The sequence below is a fragment of the Terriglobales bacterium genome (assembly GCA_035691485.1).
GTDB lineage: Bacteria > Acidobacteriota > Terriglobia > Terriglobales > Acidobacteriaceae > JAIQGF01.
The window spans coordinates 1-18,692 of record DASSIZ010000135.1; the positions used below are offsets into that span (position 1 = coordinate 1).

10 protein-coding genes are annotated in these 18,692 nt (G+C 61.4%); 6 read left to right on the forward strand and 4 right to left on the reverse strand.

What is annotated here, in order from left to right:
• Window positions 1-365 precede the first annotated feature (365 nt).
• Both VFI82_16835 and VFI82_16840 read right to left on the reverse strand, forming a co-directional pair.
• Window positions 366-746: a hypothetical protein gene (locus tag VFI82_16835; GenBank protein ID HET7186350.1), complete on the reverse strand. Its 381-nt coding sequence runs from the start codon at window positions 744-746 to the stop codon at window positions 366-368.
• Between the two features lie 47 nt (window positions 747-793).
• A complete protein-coding gene (locus VFI82_16840; GenBank protein HET7186351.1) occupies window positions 794-1,210 on the reverse strand; it encodes a hypothetical protein in 417 nt (138 codons plus the stop codon).
• Between the two features lie 350 nt (window positions 1,211-1,560).
• Between VFI82_16840 and VFI82_16845 the strand changes: the two genes are divergently transcribed.
• From VFI82_16845 to VFI82_16870, 6 genes are all read left to right on the forward strand, one after another.
• Window positions 1,561-3,693, forward strand: coding sequence for a (Fe-S)-binding protein (locus VFI82_16845; GenBank protein ID HET7186352.1), 2,133 nt, complete (start codon window positions 1,561-1,563; stop codon window positions 3,691-3,693).
• 34 nt (window positions 3,694-3,727) lie between these two features.
• The gene (locus VFI82_16850; protein ID HET7186353.1) at window positions 3,728-4,513 is read left to right on the forward strand and encodes an electron transfer flavoprotein subunit beta/FixA family protein; all 786 of its coding nucleotides are present in this window, start codon (window positions 3,728-3,730) and stop codon (window positions 4,511-4,513) included.
• Window positions 4,510-5,496, forward strand: coding sequence for an electron transfer flavoprotein subunit alpha/FixB family protein (locus VFI82_16855; GenBank protein ID HET7186354.1), 987 nt, complete (start codon window positions 4,510-4,512; stop codon window positions 5,494-5,496). The genes VFI82_16850 and VFI82_16855 overlap by 4 nt, the downstream gene beginning before the upstream one ends.
• A gap of 12 nt (window positions 5,497-5,508) precedes the next feature.
• Complete coding sequence (locus VFI82_16860; protein HET7186355.1) at window positions 5,509-7,185, forward strand: acyl-CoA dehydrogenase family protein; 1,677 nt, start codon at window positions 5,509-5,511, stop codon at window positions 7,183-7,185.
• A 63-nt stretch (window positions 7,186-7,248) separates the two neighbouring features.
• Window positions 7,249-15,684: an SDR family NAD(P)-dependent oxidoreductase gene (locus VFI82_16865; protein HET7186356.1), complete on the forward strand. Its 8,436-nt coding sequence runs from the start codon at window positions 7,249-7,251 to the stop codon at window positions 15,682-15,684.
• A 22-nt stretch (window positions 15,685-15,706) separates the two neighbouring features.
• On the forward strand, window positions 15,707-16,417 hold the full coding sequence (locus tag VFI82_16870) for a 4'-phosphopantetheinyl transferase superfamily protein (protein ID HET7186357.1): 711 nt from the start codon (window positions 15,707-15,709) through the stop codon (window positions 16,415-16,417).
• Between the two features lie 83 nt (window positions 16,418-16,500).
• On the opposite strand, the gene VFI82_16875 is transcribed toward VFI82_16870, so the two are convergent.
• On the reverse strand, window positions 16,501-17,538 hold the full coding sequence (locus tag VFI82_16875; protein HET7186358.1) for a tetratricopeptide repeat protein: 1,038 nt from the start codon (window positions 17,536-17,538) through the stop codon (window positions 16,501-16,503).
• Window positions 17,539-17,628: 90 nt separating this feature from the next.
• Window positions 17,629-18,692, reverse strand: a 1,064-nt coding sequence (locus VFI82_16880; protein HET7186359.1) for a hypothetical protein, incomplete at its 5' end; no start/stop codon positions are given.

The following is an 18,692-nucleotide window of genomic DNA, read 5'->3' on the forward strand; positions in this document are numbered from 1 at the left end:
TCCCGAACTCAGGAAGACCCACTCACGGTAATCGAGAGGAGCTTCGAGGCGTCCGTCGGCCGTGTAATGTGGCTCGTGCGGGTTCTTCGCCGTGCTTTGCGCATGCAGGGCAACGACATACTGCAACGCGAAGACAATGACCAATCCAAGCAGCGGATACAGAAGTCTTTTGAACACGCCCCACCCCCGTAATAGCAGACGCTTGATTTCCACTTACGTTAGCGGAGGAAAATTTGTTCCCGGGACAAGCGGCGTATCGCGGCTCGTCCCGGGCCGGCAAAAGCTCCGGCAAGAAACGCGTCGTCAAAACGCCGTTCAGGAGCGTGAGTAGCCGCTCGGCAGACAGCTTCCGCCGGCGCTGGTAGTTAGGCGTAATCGATGGGATGGCGTTCGAGCCAGTGCTCGTCGCGAACCCTGCTGATCCTCTTCCTGGCGCCGAACACAATCGAGGCAGCAAGGCGGCGGCTTTCCCAAACCAAGGCGACGCCGAATCCGAGCGCACAACCTACCAAGCCGAAGGCGACCGCCTGTGCGGCAGAGTGGCGCCGCCGAACCCCATGGCTGCCGATTACACCCACGCAAGCGCCGATCAGCGCCGGTGCGACAGCGTGCCGAGCCGAGTGATTCAGATAGGGCGCTAGCGGCTCGCCGTGAAGAAACATCTGTTCACCAGTCCGGGCTCCTTCCCAGCCGGAATCAAGGAGCTTGCGGCCATACTGGAAACTTGACGAGTCGCGGAGTGTCATCTGGTCTCTCCCTTAACTATCATTCCCGCTGCCGCCTCCGGTGGCAATCAATTCGCCATCGCTGCCGGTCGTGGCGAGGGAGCTGGCTTCATTATCGCCGCCTTGCCGTTTAGCGCCGGCTTCGGCGCGCTTGCCTTCGATTCGGTCTCAGCTTTCTGCACCGGCTTGGCCGCGACCGGTCGAGACGTGGCCCGCTCCTCGAACAGCAGGCGCCGAAGGGAACGAAGATCGTTGAGAATCCGCCGGCTCCGGTTTAACTGCACTTCCAATTTTTCCAGGTTATAGGCGGCAACTCGCAACGCCTTCAAGCGCCGCGGTGAATCCGATTGGCCGTTCAATTTCAGTTCTCGCTCCACATCAGCTTCCAGATCTCGTCTGCCATCCGCCACTGCTTCCGACAGCAGACGGACGAAGTTGTGGGCGCTCTCGATGCTGTCGAAGGGATTTTCGCTGGCGTGCTTCATCGTGGGCCTCAATTCTGTTGGCGAGACAAACCGTTTGCCGCAGGCGGGGGCGAATCAAGAATGATGTTCACACCGGTGCATGACAGCGTCTGTGATACGCGGCACGAGAGGGCGTGACAAGTGACGAAAACCGCGTGTCTACAGTTTCAAAAATGAAAATTCCCTCGCCGGTTCTGGAAAGGGAATGGGAAGCTCCTCATTTGGGAATTTCCACGCTGCATCTCCGAGGTGTGTGACGCACCTCACAGCCGCCCAAATCGTCGGAAACCATAATCGCAACCGGAAAATCGACACGGCCCGCACAGCCAATCAAGTTTGTCCTGTACAACCGACCGCTGCTGATACTGACCGTGAGGCTCTTTGTTATGGGCATCCATTCACCGGCACAAGCGACCTACTGGTTCGTCAACGGACAGACGCTGTACCTCGTTCTTCATCTCCTGGGTCTATTATGTTTTGCCTACATCGTCGCCAGACGCTTGCGACCGCTGCTGCAAGCCGAACGCGACCTTCGTTTCGATCACCCGCTGCTGCGTCTCGGTAAAGTGCTGCGGTTCTGGTTGGGACAGTGGAGGCAACCTCGCTTCCCTGCTGCTGGAATACTGCACATCATCGTTTTTGCCGGTTTCATTATTCTGGCAGCGCGAGCGTTTACGCTGCTGGCTCTCGGCGTCGACGACAACTTCGTCATGCCCGGTCTTTCCGGCAGGACGGGCCACCTCTACGACATCGTCCGGGACTACGCGACGACGATCGTGTTCCTGTGCATGGTCGTGCTTATCATCCGTCGCGCGGTGTTCAAGCCGGCGCGATACTCGGTGCCGGCAAAGCACGGCACGGGGCACACCGGCGATGCCATCTTCCTGTTAGCTCTGATCGCTGTCTTGATGCTGGCCGACAGTGTCTTCGACGCGGCCAAGGTTGCCGCCCAGGTGCAGCAGGGGCAGGCGATCGAGTTCTTGTCGCCATTCTCCATGCCATGGCTGTTGATGAATGCCTTCGTGGTTGCTTCGCTTCCCCTGCTGCAAGGCCTGCACCTCGGCTCCTACTTCCTGCACGAGCTGACGTTCTTCTTCCTGCTCTGCTACCGGCCTTTCGGGATCCAGTTCCACGTGGAAACATCTCTGTTCACCATCTTTTTCTCGAAGTTGGACCGGGAGATTCTCAAACCAGTTCGTTGGGGCGTGAGCGAAGGACAACTGGACCAGGTGAAATCGTTCGGAGTGAAGAAGTTCACCGACTTTACCTGGAAGCATATGCTGGATTTCTATTCCTGCGCCGATTGCGGCCGCTGCGCCGACCAGTGCCCGTCGAACACCGTGGGCCGTCCGCTATCGCCGCGATTTCTGACCATCAAGGCGCGCGACTACAGCTTCCGCCACTATCCGATGTTCGGCGCGTCAACCAATGGCACACCCCTGGTCGGAAGCATTTACTCGGAAGACGAGATCTGGTCGTGCACGACTTGCGGCGCTTGTGAACAGGAGTGCCCGCTGCTGGTCGAGTACGTCGACAAGATCGTGGATTTGCGCCGCGGACTGGTGGATGAAGGAAACGTGCCACAGTCGATCCAGAAAGCGCTGAAGGCGCTCGAAAGCCGCGGCAATCCCTACGGCAAGCCGGCGAAGAAGAAAGCCGATTGGTCGAATGACAAAGATTTCCGTCAAGGCTGCCAGGTGCCGGTGCTGGACGGTGACGGCGGCGCGGAGACGCTGTATTTCGTGGACAGCATCTCGTCCTATGACGACCGGATGCAGGCAATCGCGCGTTCCACGGCGAGAATTCTGGAACAAACAGGAAAGAAATTCGGCATTCTCGGCGCGGCAGAGAAAGACAGCGGGCACGAGGTGCGACGCTTCGGCGAAGAGATGCTGTTCATGGCGTTGCGCGATCACAACACGGAAGCCATTCGGGCCTCCGGCGCGCGACGCATCGTTACCGCCGACCCGCACGCCTACAACGCGCTGAAACACGACTACCGAGATGTGCCCCCAGTGGAGCACATCACCGAAACCGTGGCGTGGGGCGTCGAAACCGGCAAGATCAAGTTCCAGCCGGTTGCCGACGGGGAAAAAGTTTACGCCTACCATGACCCGTGTTACCTCGGCCGCCACAACCAGATTTATGACGCGCCGCGGGCGGTGCTCGACGCCATCCCCGGACTGAAGCGCGTGGAGATGAAGCGGTCGCGTGACCGTTCGTTCTGCTGCGGCGGCGGCGGCCTGATGCTGTTTTACGAGCCGAAAGAAGAACAGCGCATGGGCGTCTTGCGGGTGAGGATGGCCGCCGAGGCCGGCGCCAGCGTGATCGTAACCGCCTGCCCGTTCTGCCTCGCCAATATAGAAGATGCGATCAAGGTCGCTGGTATGGAATCCACCCTGACCGCGATCGACTTTACAGAATTAGTGGACCGGCAAATGCAGCGAAGCAGCACCCCGGATTCGAGCAAGAACCAGGAGCAGGAAGCACCCGTCATGGCCTAACGCGCCATGCGAAATTTTTTCGCGGAGGTACAACGTGGACATTTTGGTTTGCGCCAAGCGCGTACCGGACATGTCGGAGAACGAGATCGAACTCAATGCCAACGACATTGAGCGTGACGATCTAGTGTATTCGATCAACGAATGGGACAACTACGCGGTCGAGGAGGCGATCCAGATCCGCGACCGGGTGGGCGGAAACGTCACCGTGGTCACGGTCGGCGGCGAAGACGACGAAGAAATCCTGCGCCGGGAAATGGCCATGGGCGCCAACCAGGGCGTTCTTGTCTGTGATGAATCTTTCGCCGGCTCGGACGGCGCCGGCATCGCCGCCATTCTGAAGGCCTACGTTCAGAAAAACCATTTCGACCTCATCCTCACCGGAGTGCAGGCGGAGGACGGGTGCGCGCAGGTAGGCGGCATGTTGGCCGCGATGCTCGACTACCCGTTCGCGTCGCTGGTGAATGCCATCGAGGTGCTCGACGCCGGGAAGCTGAAGATCACCCGCGAAATCGAGGGCGGGAACAAGGAGATCAGCGAGATCGATCTGCCGTGCGTGCTCTCCATTCAGACCGGCATCAACGAGCCGCGCTACGTCGGAATGCGCGGAATTCAGAAAGTAGCCTCGGCAAAGATTCCCGTCTTCGGCGCTGCGGACCTCGGCATAGCCCCCCAGTGCGCCGGGCAAGCTGCCGCCAAGGTACATCGCGAGGATTATTTTGTTCCGCCGACAGGGGCGGGCGCCGAGATGCTTCGCGGTAGTCGCGAGGAAATGGTCGAAAAAGTAGTTGAGCTGCTAAGAGCGAACGGAGGCCTGAAATGACGGCTCGCATCTTTGCTTATATTTCGCACAAGGCCGGAATGGTGGACGACTCGGCGGGTGAGTTCATCGCCGCCGCCAAGAAGTTGGATCCCGCCGCGACTCCGGTTGCGATTTTGACCGGCAATGGCGCGGATCTGGACGCTGCGTGCAAGAATTTGCCTGCCGGTTTTGCCGAGGTGTGGAAGATTGCAAACCCGGCGCTCGCGTACCCCAACGCCGAATTGATCCGCAAAGCTCTCGTCAAAATCGTGCCCGGCGGCGGCATCGTGCTCGTCGCTCACGATCACTTTGGAATCGACCTCGCCCCCGGACTTTCGGTGAAGTTGAACGCTGCGTACGTCTCCGACGTGTTGAACATTGACGGCGTAGAGGGTGTTCGACTGAAAGCGGTGCGCCAGGAACTGGGCGGACAGGTCAGCGCCCACGTTCGCTGCGATGTTTCATCTGGCGCGGTGATCACGATCCGGCCCGGAGCATTCAAGTCGGTCGACAGCACTGGCGCGCAACCAGGGGTTGTGGACAAGTCCTCGGAGGCCGGCGAGTTGGTGGCGCGGCGGCGTTATCTGCGGACCATCGCCGCCGAGGCCGGCGATGTCGACATCACCAAGCAGACCGTCCTGGTCTCCGTGGGACGTGGAATCCAGGATAAAGACAACATCGCGATTGCGCAGGAACTGGCCGATGCGCTCGGCTGCGCCGTTTCCTGCTCGCGTCCGGTTGTCGATGCCAAGTGGATGGAGAAGTCACGTCAGGTTGGCACCTCCGGTCAGACCGTACGTCCCAAGGTTTACCTCGCCTGCGGCATCAGCGGCGCGTTCCAGCACCTGGCGGGAATCAAGGGGAACGCGCTCATCATTGCCATCAACAAAAACCCCAAGGCCCCGATTTTCCAGGCAGCCCAGGTCGGAATCGTCGCCGACATTCTGGAGTTCCTGCCGGAGCTCACCACCAAAATCAACGAAATGCGCTGCGCGACGCGCTGAAAGGCACCGGCCATGATTGCTAACAAAACCCTGAAGCTGAGCTTGAAAGCTCTGCGCGACTTTGCCAAGAAACGCCTGCCCGACGCCGAACTGCTGGAACTGGACCGCAAGGACGAATGTCCCCTGGAGATCGTCCGCCAGATGTGCGCCGGAGATCTCGCGATCCAGCTTTTATTTATTCCCGAGGAATTCGGCGGCATGGGAGGCGGCGCCTTCGATGTTTACTGCATATGCGAAGAGATGGCGCGCATTGATCTGGGCATCGCGACCGGTGTCCTGGCAACGTTTCTCGGCAGCGATCCCGTCCGCGTTGGCGGTACGAGAGAGCAGAAGAAGCAGTGGCTGGGGCGAATCGCGGAGCAGGGCATCCTGTTTGCCTACGGCGCCACCGAGCCGGAGGCGGGCAGCGACCTGGGCGCGCTGAAGAGCACGGCGGAGCGCGTGATGGATGGCGACCGCATCGTCGGCTACAAGATCACCGGCAACAAGCAATGGATCAGCAACGGTGGAGTGGCCGATGCCTACAGCGTTCTTGCCAGTGCTCCCGGTGGCCCGAGTTGGTTCGTGGTTGAAAAAGGCGTCAAGGGTTTCACCCATGACAATCCCGAGGAGAAGCATGGCATCCGCCTGAGCAACACGGCCGCGCTGGCGTTCGACAACGTGTACGTCGACGCCGACCGCCTGCTGGGTGGAGTCGAAGGTCAAGGCCTGCTGCAGGCGCAAGCGGTGTTTGGCTACACCAGGCTCATGGTGGCAGCGTTCGGACTCGGAGCAGGATGGTCTGCCCTGGACCGCGCGATTCCCTACTCCAAGAAACGGATTCAGGGTGGCGCGCCGCTCTCCGAGAAGCAGGGATACACCCACAAGCTGATCGTGCCGCACGTGGCGCGACTCGAGGCCGCGCGCGCCTACATCGAGGAAACCGCGACGCGCATCGACGCTGCGGGCGAAGGCAGCCTGAACACCGAAGGCGCGATTGCGAAATACATGGCCACCGAGGCCGGCAATGGCGCTGCCGAAGCCAGCATCCAGGCACTCGGCGGCTACGGGTACACCCACGAGTACATGGTGGAAAAGATCAGCCGGGACGTTCGTATCACCACCATCTACGAAGGCACCTCCGAGATCATGGAGATGACCATCAGTCGCGACCGTTGGCAGTCGCACTTGAAAACTCGCGGCCAGTACTACCACGACGAAGCCAGGAAGCTGGAAGCTCTGCATGCCAGGCACCCGTACGCCGGCGCCGATACTGCGGCGCTGGCCTCGCACGCGCTCGCCGAGGTGATGGAGAAAGCGCGCGTCACGCGTCTGACCCGCTATCAGCACGTTCTTCTACGCCTTGGCGAATTGATTGCCTACGCGGAATGCGCCGGCTGCCTGGCGCGTCGCACCGCTCTTGCGGAGGAAAACAAGCTGCCGGAGAAGGCAAGCCGCCGCTTTGACGCCGTGTCACTCGCAACCCTGGCACGAATCTTTGCGCGCGACGCTGCGCTCAAGGTGGCTGAAGACGGGATGCGTTTGATTATCGGCGGAGGCGGCGTGAGCGACTCCGAGCTGCCCGCCTTCGAGGAAGCTTTGCGATTGCCTGCCATTCACCGGGCACAAAAAGGTTTGTTGGCAGACATGGATGCCATCGCGGATGTCCTCTACGATCGCGCGGGTAAGAGCGCACGACTGTCCGCCTGATTCGAACCTGCAGCAACCTGGCCGAGCGCGGGCCAGGCGGTTGGTGTCGAGGAGCGCGCCATCATGGAAAACAATGTTCATCGAGCGATCGCGATTGTGGGCGTCGGCGCGGTGTTGCCCGACGCTCCCAACGCGACGGCTTTCTGGAACAACGTGAAGAGCGGCCGGTACAGCATCAGCGATGTGGAACCAAGTCGATGGGACCCGGGAATGTACTACGACCCCGACCCGGCCGCGCCCGACAAAACGTATTCCAAGGTCGGCGGCTGGGTGCGCGAGTTCACCTGGGACCCGATGAAGTGGAAGCTGCCGATCCCGCCGCGCGTCTCCGCCGCGATGGACGAATCGCAGCAGTGGGCGATCAAGTGCACGCGTGACGCGCTCGAAGACTATGGCCACCCCAAGCGCTCATTCGATCCCGAACGAACCGCTGTGATCCTGGGCAACGCCATGGGCGGGGAGAAGCACTACCTCACGGTGCTGCGCGTGCTGTATCCGGAGTACGCGCGCGAATTGGCGGTGAGCGCATCTTTCGCCGCGCTCCCGGAAGCCGTGCGCCGCACCATCCTCGATGAACTGCACGACCGCATGAACCACAAGCTTCCGTTGGTGACCGAAGATACCATGCCGGGCGAGTTATCCAACGTCATCGCCGGGCGGATTGCGAACCTGTTCAATTTTCACGGCCCGAATTACGTCACCGACGCGGCGTGCGCCTCGGCCATGGCGGCGCTGAGCGCGGCGGTGGACGGACTGGCGGAACATGATTTTGACCTGGCGCTCACCGGCGGCATCGATCGCAACATGGGCCCCTCGACGTTCGTAAAGTTCTGCAAGATCGGCGCGCTGTCGCCCACCGGCTCACGGCCGTACGCGCAGGGAGCGGACGGATTTGTCATGGGTGAAGGCGCGGCCGTACTCCTGCTCAAGCGCCTGGCGGATGCCGAGCGCGATGATGACAAGATTTATGCCGTCATCCGCGGGGTTGGAGGATCCAGCGACGGCAAAGGCAAAGGCATCACCGCACCGAATCCCATCGGCCAGCGCATTGCCATGCAGCGCGCCTGGGAGGATGCCGGACTCTCGCCGGCGACCGCGACTTTGATCGAAGGTCACGGCACCTCCACCCGGGTGGGTGACGTGGTGGAAGTGCAAAGCCTGATCGACGTGCTGAAGGGAGTGGATCTGCCGCCGCACTCGGTGGCGCTCGGTTCCGTGAAGTCAAACTTCGGGCATCTGAAGAGCGCGGCTGGGGCTGCGGGCGTGCTGAAGGCAGCACTGGCAGTGCACGACAAGGTGCTGCCGCCCAGCTTGCATTGCGAGCACCCAACTCCCGACATCGACTTTGCTCACTCCCCGGTTTATCCGAACACGGAGCTGAAGCCATGGACGATGCCGCCCGAGGGCGTGCGGCGCGTCGGGGTGAGCGCGTTCGGCTTCGGCGGCACGAACTTCCACATCGTGCTCGAAGAGCACATTCCCCACAGGCTCACAGGCAATGGAAAGCGGACATTCGCAGTCAGCCAGACGACGCCGGTTGCGGCAGAAGGCGGGACCATGAATTCGAAGCAGGTTGTGGCTACAGCTCTTGCGGACTCGACGTACAAGGCGCCGTTGCGTGGCGCGATGGTCATCGGCGCTTCTTCGCCGGCCGAGCTTGCGGAGCGCCTGCGGGTTGTGCGCAAGGACGCGGCAGCCGGCCGGGCACCGGCCCCGATCGCGCCATTGCAGTCAGACCTGCGCGCGCCCGAGCGGCTGGCCATTGATTATGTCGACGCGGCCGATCTCGCTGACAAGGCAAGCAAGGTGCTCCAGGCCATGACCGTGAATCAGCCCGCGATGTGGAAGGCGCTGCGCGCGCAAGGCATTTTTCGGGGACACGGCCCGGCGCCCAAGGTCGCGTTCCTCTACACCGGCCAGGGATCGCAGTACGTGAACATGATGCGGCCGCTATGCGCGATCGAACCGATCGTCGCCGACACCTTCGCCGAAGCTGACCGAATCATGACGCCAATACTCGGCAAGCCGCTGTCGAAATTCATCTTCGTGGATAGCGCCGATCCGAAAGCGGTCGAGCAGGCGGAAGACGATCTTCGCCAGACCGCGATCACACAGCCGGCAGTACTGGCAACCGACTTGGCAATGACCCGGATGTTGGCTGCTTACGGTATTCAGCCCGACATGACCATGGGGCACAGCCTGGGGGAGTATGGCGCGCTCGTTGCTGCCGGTGGCCTTCCGTTCGCCGACGCTCTGGAGGCGGTCAGCGCGCGCGGGAGAGAAATGACCCGCGTGTCGTTCGCAGATAACGGGAAGATGGCGGCCGTCTTCGCGCCCGTCGAGGAGATCGAACGAATCCTGAAAACCGTAAACGGATACGTTGTCATCGCCAACATCAATAGCGACAAGCAGGGCGTGATCGGAGGGGCGTCGGAGGCCGTGGAACAGGCCACACAGCTGCTATTGAAGGCAGGCTACGACGTGACTCCGCTCTCGGTGAGCCATGCATTCCACACGTCCATCGTTGCCCCGGCGAGCGAGCCATTGCGAGAAGTGCTGAGCCGGCTGCATTTGCAGTCGCCTCGCTTGCCGATCGTCGCCAACGTCGATGGTCAGTTTTATCCCTCCGGTCCTGATGCCGTGCCCAAGATGCTCGATATCCTCGGCAAGCAGGTGGCGGCGCCTGTGCAATTCGTGAAAGGACTGCGGACGCTCTACGAAGCGGGCGCGCGCGTGTTCGTCGAGACTGGGCCGAAGAAAGCGCTCTTTGGATTTGCCGACGAGGTGCTTGGCGGCAACGGCGACGTGCTGTCGTTGTTCACCAATCATCCCAAGACCGGCGACATTGCATCGTTTAACCAGGCGCTGTGCGGCTTGTACTCGGCGGGCCTGGGCCGCGGCAGGACGGAAGAGGTCACACGGACGGCAGAGCAGGCTGTGTCCCCGCGCGTTGAAATGCCGAAAACGCAGGCGAGCGTGGCGACCGGAACCAGCCAACCTCCCGCCGTTACGTCACCAACGGACGATCGCTATCTCGCGCTAGGCCGCATGTTCGCTGAAGTGTTCGAGCGCGGCATGCGCATGTACCAGGGACAGCCTTCACCATCCAGCGGATTTCCTGTCGCCATCACCGGAGCGGCATTGGGCCTGCCCGGGACCGACCACATCTTTGACGATGGAAACATCGGCCGCATCTTGCGCGGCGAGCAGTTTATCAACACCATCCCCGTCCGCTTCCGCCAAGCCATGCTCGACAAGCACATTACGCGCCTGGTGAAGAGCGACAACGGCGGGCCGGTGTTCGACTCGATCAGCGACGTGAACGACGTGATTAAGCTCGCGGCCCGTGGTCGCGCATTCGACCTCGAGCACGAGTTCGGCGTCGGCGCCGACCGGATCGCCGCGCTCGATCGCGTGACTCAGCTCGCAATTGCTTCTGGCATTGACGCTCTGCGCGACGCCGGCATCCCCCTGGTCATGCGCTACAAGAAGACCAGCAAAGGAACGCTGCTGCCGGACCGCTGGAGATTGCCTGAGGCGCTGCGCGACGACACCGGCGTGATTTTCGCCTCCGCATTTCCGGGCCTGGACTCGCTGGTGGACGAGGTTTCGCGCTACCAAGTGGACCGCTCCCGCCGCGAGCAGGTGGAAATGCTGGAGCGGTTGCGGACGCGTGCCGTGGAAGCAAACGGGCAGAGTTCCACGCTGCGGCAGGAAATCGAACGGCGCATGGATGAACTGCGCTCCAGCATCGAGAAGGAACCGTATGTCTTCGACCGGCGCTTCCTGTTTAGAACTCTTTCGATGGGGCACTCGCAATTCGCCGAGTTCATCGGCGCGCGCGGTCCCAACACGCAGGTAAATTCCGCCTGTGCCAGCACCACGCTGGCGATTGCGCTGGCGGAAGATTGGATCGCCGCCGGCCGTTGCCGGCGCGTGATTGTCGTCTCCGCCGACGACGTAACCTCCGACAACATGCTGGAGTGGTTCGGCGCCGGGTTCCTGGCGAGCGGCGCGGCCGCGACCGACGATACGGTGGAAAATGCGGCCATCCCATTCGACCGGCGGCGGCACGGCATGATTATCGGAATGGGGGCTGCGGCACTGGTGGTCGAGAGCGATGAGGCTGCACGCCAGCGCGGCATTCGTCCCATCTGCGAGGTACTGAGCGCAGCCGCGGCGAACAGCGCCTTCCATGGCACGCGCCTCGACGTTGAGCACATTGCCGGGCTCATGGAAAAACTGGTCGCGCGTGCCGAAGCGACCCGCGGCATCGAGCGCCACCAGATCGCGCGGCAGACCGTTTTTGTTTCCCACGAGACTTACACGCCAGCGCGGGGCGGCAGCGCCTCGGCCGAAATCCATGCTCTGCGCAGGGTCTTCGGCGAATCCGCGGACCAGATCGTAATTGCCAACACCAAGGGTTTCACCGGGCACCCCATGGGCACCGGTATCGAAGACGTGGTTGCCGTCAAAGCGCTGGAGACCGGGTGTGTGCCCCCGGTGGCCAATTTCAAGGAAGTCGATCCGGAACTGGGCGCGCTGAACTTGTCCAAGGGCGGCGCCTATCCAGTGGAATATGCGCTGCGGCTGGCGGCGGGATTTGGCTCGCAGATCAGCATGGCGCTGCTGCGGCGCGTCGCCACCACCGGGGCGGTGCGCCCCAGCGCGAACGCTCTCGGCTACACCTATCGCATCGCCGACCCGCAAGCCTGGGACGCATGGCTGCGCGAGATCAGCGGCTATCCGGCCGCGGAGTTGGAGGTGGTCCACCGCACGCTGCGCCTCAGGGATCGCGGGCAGGCAGCGCAGATCACCGAACCATCGCGCGAAGCGAAGCCCGCAGTCGCGCCGCGCACCGCGCCATCGGCGCCGCTGAGCGTGCCCGCCGCGCCGGTCGCGGTTTTGGAACGCAAACCCGACGCGCCACAGCCGGTCGCAACCACGCCGGCTGTTACGGTTGCGAAACCTGAACCGGCTAAAGCCGTCCCGATAAACAGCGACGCGGTTAAGGAACGCGTGCTGGCGCTGGTCGCCCAGAAAACCGGCTATCCGCCGGAAATGCTCGATCTGGACCTGGACCTTGAGGCGGATCTTGGCATCGACACCGTGAAACAAGCCGAGGTCTTCGCTGCGATTCGCGAGGCTTACGGCATCGCTCGAGACGACAAGATCAAGTTGCGCGAGTTTCCTACCCTCGCGCACGTGATCCGGTTCGTTGTTGACCGGCGGTCTGATCTAGCCGGTGGGACGCCGCCGACGACACCTCCTCTCCAAGCGGCGCCGCCGAAGAAAGAAGTTGCGGCGGTTGTGCCGGCAACCACCACACCAACCCCCGCCGCGCCCGGCAAAGATGCGGTCAAGGAGCGCATTCTCACGCTGGTCGCGGAAAAGACGGGCTATCCGAAAGACATGCTGGACCTCGACCTCGACATGGAAGCCGATCTCGGCATCGACACGGTCAAGCAGGCGGAAATGTTTGCCGCCATTCGCGAAACCTACAATATCCCGCGTGATCCGAACCTCAAGCTGCGTGATTTCCCGACCCTGGCGCACGTGATTCAATTTGCCTATGACCGGCGGCCAAGCTTGGCCGCTGCAACCGTGGCGCCTGCCATCGTAACCACCACACCTGAACCGGCAGTTGCCGTTGCGGCTGCGCCCGCCGACAAAGATCAAATTGCGGACGCCGTCCTTAAGATTGTGGCGGAGAAGACCGGTTACCCGAAGGACATGCTGGACGTGGATCTGGATCTGGAAGCCGACTTGGGCATCGACACGGTCAAGCAGGCGGAGATGTTTGCCGCCATCCGCGCGCAATACAACATTCCGCGCGACCCGAACCTCAAGTTACGCGACTTCCCTACCCTGAAACACGTCATTCAATTTGCGCGCGACCGGGCACTGGCGAAACCCGCCGCGCCTGCCTTAGCAGTCGAGGCGAAGCCTTCCGAGAAAACTACCGGACCACGGCCGGCGGTTCAGAGTTTCGAAGCTGCGAACCAGGTTCCTCGCCGCGTGCCGGTGCCGGTCCTGCGTCCGCCGCTGGAGCTATGCAAGGCCACCGGCGTCACGCTCGGCCACGGCAGCCGCGTGGTCATCATGCCCGATGAAGACGGCGTTGGAAGCGCGATCACGCAATTGCTCGAACGCATGGGCGTTGAAGCGCTCCAACTTGAGCGCGGCGTGAGCCCAGGCGAGCTCGGCGATCGCCTCAAGCAGTGGGTCAGTACCGGGCCGGTTCACGGTGTTTACTGGCTGCCTGCGTTGGATCACGAAGGCCCCATCGGCGCCCTTGAATTGACCGCCTGGCACAAGCAAGTACAGCTAAGGCTGAAATCGCTGTACGCCACCATGCGCAGCCTGTGCGAGCAGATTGCCGCTCCGGGAGTTTTTCTGGTATCCGCCACGCGCCTCGGCGGACAACATGGCTACGATCCGGCAGGAGCCTTGGCGCCACTCGGCGGCGCCGTCACCGGCTTTACCAAGGCATACAAGCGCGAGCACACCGAGACATTGGTGAAAGCGGTGGACTTCGAAGCAGGGCGCAACCGCCTGGAAATCGCTGAACTGCTCATCGAAGAAACATTGCGCGATTCCGGCGCGGTCGAAATCGGCTACAAGGCGGGCCAGCGCTGGACGATCGGGCTCCAGGAAAAACCTGCGGCTGATGGCGGCCCGGGATTGCCTATAAATAAGGACACGGTTTTCCTAGTCACGGGAGCGGCGGGAAGCATTGTTTCGGCAATCACCGCCGATCTTGCCGCTGCCTCTGGCGGCACCTTCTACCTGCTGGACCTGGTGCCGGAACCGGACCGCCACAATCCGGACCTGCAGCGCTTCGTCAGCGACAAAGACGGCCTCAAGCGCGATCTGTTCGAACGCATCAAGAAGCGCGAAAAACGCGCAACCCCGGCAATGGTGGAAAAGGAACTCGCGGCCCTGGAGAGGGCGCAAGCGGCTGCCAGCGCCATCCAGGCAGTGGAGGACGCGGGTGGCACGGCACGGTACTTCAGCGTCAATCTCACCGACGCGGAAGCAGTCGCAAGAATCGTCAAGCAGGTGCGCTCGCAGAGCGGCCGCATCGATGTCTTGCTGCACGCCGCAGGACTGGAGCGCAGCCACTTCCTGGCCGACAAGCCTCCCCAGGAGTTTGACCTGGTGTTCGACGTCAAGACTGACGGCTGGTTCAACCTGCTGCAGGCGATCGGTGACATGCCGTTAGCAGCGACCGTGGCCTTCAGTTCCGTTGCCGGACGCTTCGGCAACGCCGGGCAAACCGATTACAGTTCCGCCAACGACCTGTTGTGCAAGCTGACGTCGAATCTGCGCACGACGCGGCCGGTGACGCGCGGGATCGTCATTGACTGGACGGCGTGGGGAGGCATCGGCATGGCTACCCGCGGTTCCATTCCCAAGATGATGGAAGTGGCGGGAATTGACATGCTTCCTCCGGAAGCGGGTGTTCCGCTGATCCGCCGTGAGCTCACGGCGGGAGCAACGCGAGGAGAAATCGTCATCGGCAACCGGTTGGGGATTCTCTCCGCGGAATGGGACGAGACGGGCGGACTCGACGCTAAAGCGGCGGAGGCTCTTACCGCCGGGCAACGGCATGGGCCGATGGTCGGCAAAGTCGCCGGCGCCGGCATCTACAGCGGCGTCACGGTTGAAACGACGCTCGACCCCAAGCTCCAGCCTTTCCTGCACGATCACCAGATTGACGGCACGCCGGTTCTGCCAGGAGTGATGGGCATTGAAGCATTCGCCGAAGCAGCTGCGTTGATGCTGCCGGGATGGCACGCCGAAGCTGTCGAAGACGTCCACTTCCTTGCGCCATTCAAGTTTTACCGGCACGAACCAAGGACCGTGACAACGAATGTCACGTTCCATGCTGACGGCGAATTCGTCACCGCCGATTGCCGATTGATCGGCCAACGCGCATTGCCCAACCAAAAGGAGCCGCAAGTCACGACGCACTTCACGGCGCGAGTACGCATGACCAAGTCCGCGCCGGAAGCTTCGATTACGAGTGTGCCCAACCAACCGAGTGGTGAAGTGATCGCGGCCGCGGACATATATAAAGTCTATTTCCACGGACCTGCATACCAGGTAATCAACCGCGCCTGGCGAGAAGGCAAACGGATGATCGGTGCGATGGCAAAGGATTTGCCGAGCAACCACCAGCCGGCGGGTTCTCCAGTTGTGATTGCGCCGCGATGGATCGAGCTTTGCTTCCAGACGGCAGGTTTGTGGGAGATCCAGGAAGAAGGCAAGTTCGGACTGCCGCTACACGTCGACCGGGTGACGGTCGTGTCCAAGCCGCCGTCGAAGGATGCGGAACTTCACGCAGTGGTGACGCCACGCGGCGACGGCAGCTTCGATGCCGAGGTTGTCGATGCCAAGGGCGTTCGTTATGTGCAACTGAAAGGCTATCGCACCATTGCTCTGCCAACGAAGATTGCAGACAACGCGTTACACGGAATGGCGGCCGTAGCGTAGTCATTCAGGTCCGGAAGGCGCCATGGAAGTTCACTGGCTGGAACAGAGCGCATCGGAGGTGCCGGCGGACGACTCTTGGCTTAGTGCTAATGAAGTCGTCCGCCTGAATGCGATGCGCATCGCCAAGCGGCGGGCCGATTGGCGGCTCGGGCGCTGGACCGCAAAACAAGCAGTCGCGGCGCAGCTCCATTTGTCCGCCGATCTCTGCCGCTTGGCGGAAATTGAAATTCGCCCGCAGACCAGCGGAGCACCGCAGGCCTTCGTCAATAACCTGCGGGCGCCACTCGACATTTCAATTAGCCATCGGCAAGCGATGGGGCTGTGCGCTATCTCGAGCACAGAGGGGGCGCTGGGATGTGACCTGGAATTCGTGGAAACGCACAGTGATGAATTCGTACGTGACTTCTTCACCGTCGAAGAACAACGGCTGATTGCGGAAACGCCCGAAGCCGACAGGATATGGCTTGTCACCGTGCTCTGGAGCGCCAAAGAAAGTGCCCTGAAAGCATTGGGCGAAGGACTTCGGCTGGATACGCGATCGGTTTCAGTTCGTCTCGGCGAATATCGTTTCGGCGACGGCTGGCATCCTTTGCAGGTCGCTCGCGATGTCGGCGAGACCTTCCACGGATGGTGGAGCATGGCGGGCGATCTGGTGCGTACGATCGTGTCATCGCCTGCACCCGGTCTTCCCGTGCGGTTGCGCAACGGCCACTTTGAAAATAAAGCGGATTAATAATCGACAAGCTTGTCGGGATGCAGCACGACGATGCGTCCCCGTTTTTTTTGCAAGATACCTGCTGATGATCGCAACGTCCCCTAATGCTGATCGTGTTTGGCGTCCTTCATCGCGGCCTCGATCTTCGCCACCACCTGGCGGATGCTGGGCGCCAGCGGGCTATCCGGGGCAAGACGCAGTGCTTCCTGAAACTCCTTCAATGCGCCGGCGCCATCCCGCTTGCGTAACAGGATGTTGCCCATCATGACATGCGCTTGGGGATTTCCCGGCATGAGTTGAACCGACTTGGCGGCGTGGGGATCAGCGTCCTGCCAGCGCCCCAGCCCCCAGTAGGCGCGCGCCAGTTCAAAATGAGCGACGGCGAGATTCGAGTCGAATTCCAAAGCCTTGAGCAATGGTTTCTCCGCATCCGCGAACATGTTTTGCTGGTTGTTCAGCGCACCTAGCGCCAGATAAGCGGGAGCATACTTCGAGTCGAGTTCGATGGCGTGATTCAGCGCTGTGGAGGCATCGCTCCATCGTTGTTGCGCCGTGTAGGCCACGCCCATCAACAGATAGGCTTCTGCATATTTGGGATATTCCTGAACGGCCTTCTGGAAGAGCTGAACACTCTTCCCCAGGTCCTTTCTCTTTTCCAGGAGTTCCTTGCCTTCGGATACCTCTCTGCGGGCTCGAGCAGGAATATCGATTTCCTTAGCTGAAATGGTGGTCCCCGGCCCCTCAGGCGGCATGACTTCCTGCCCTGGCGAGGAGACAGGCCGAATCTCGAGATTCAGGTAGGCTGTCGGAGTGGTCCGCAGGTCCACCTCCTCAGCGACGGGTTCATACCCAGGCTGTTTCACACGGACGACATACAGGTCCGGCTGCAACATGGTGAATTCAAAGTTCCCTGCGGAGTCAGACTGCGTCTGCCCCACAACTCCACCGGAGGAAGCAGCCTCCAACGAAACCAGCACCCCCTGCGGCGCAGGGCGGCCGCCCGGCAGCCGGATTTTGCCACGCACACGGATAGGCAAAGGCGAGATCGGCGGTTGTTGAACGCCCCGCTGCCAAGCCAGGGCGGGACCACTTGTCATGAACGATGCCAGTAGAAGCACAGCCGTGGCTAACCTACTCATGATGCCTCCAACAACACCGGGCTATTTTAGACCTTGCACAGAAACAAAAAAAGGGAGGGCGGATTCGCCCTCCCCCAACACAAATAGGTGTTAGAACTCCCAGCGAACTGAGAAGCGAGCGTAAAACGGAGCCTGGAAAGTGTTTGGAGTCTGGAAGTCTTTATTGGAGCCGACCGGCAGGTTGCTAAGGGCGTTGAACTGGTCGACGGTCAAAATCGTCTTGGAATTGGCGAGATTGAACAAATCCGCGCCAATTTTCAGTCTGCTCTTCTCCGTGATGTGGAACGGGTACTCGGCATGCAGATCGACTTGGCCGTTTACGGGAGTGCGTCCGAGAGAGCCGCGGCCGCCAACCGGGACTTCGCCGGCATTGTTGTATACCGGGTGGTTCCCGAAGTTACTGATGGGAGTACCGCTGTTGATACGAACGCCAGTGCCCATCGTCAGGCCCTTCACGCCATATTTGTCGAACGTGTAGCTGAAGTAGCCGTTGACGATGTGGCGCCGGTCGGAATTCAGATAACCCGGTTTGAACTGATCGCCCAGGAGGTTGTAAACGCCTGCGGTGAAGTCGAATAGCGAACTGATACCAGGATCGATCTGCCCGTTGTCACCGCGGAACGCGCCCTGGTAGTTTCCGTACAGCTTGGAAACGGTCCAGGAAGCGCGCATCAACCAGTTCCTGCTGAACTGCTTGTTGACTTCCAGTTCAAACGCCTGGTACCGGCGGATGGGCGAGGGAAAACCGTCACTAATGCCGTCCGGGATGGGCTCGCCGCCGTACAGCGGGGTGCCCGCATCAAGGCCTGCGGGGTTGCCAGCCTTAGCCACGCCCACCTGCGCGAAGCAGAGAGCCTGGCCGGGGAGGAAGTTGTTGCCACTGGCATCCTCAGGCGGATTTAGGACGATCGGACCTGGGGAGCCCGGCGGGGTTGTGCAGGCCGTCGGGAAGCCGGCATCCCCTGGATTCAGATTTGCAGGGTATGCAATGGACTTCTCGTTGGTGGCTGCATCCAACTGGGGGCCCGGGTTGCCGATGAACGAGGGCACGGAAATACCGGCCAGTGAGGCCTCCGGGGAAGCACCGCTCATGTCCTCGACAATGCGCTTAAGGCGCCGATCAAGGTAACGGGCGCTGATCACCAATCCGTTCT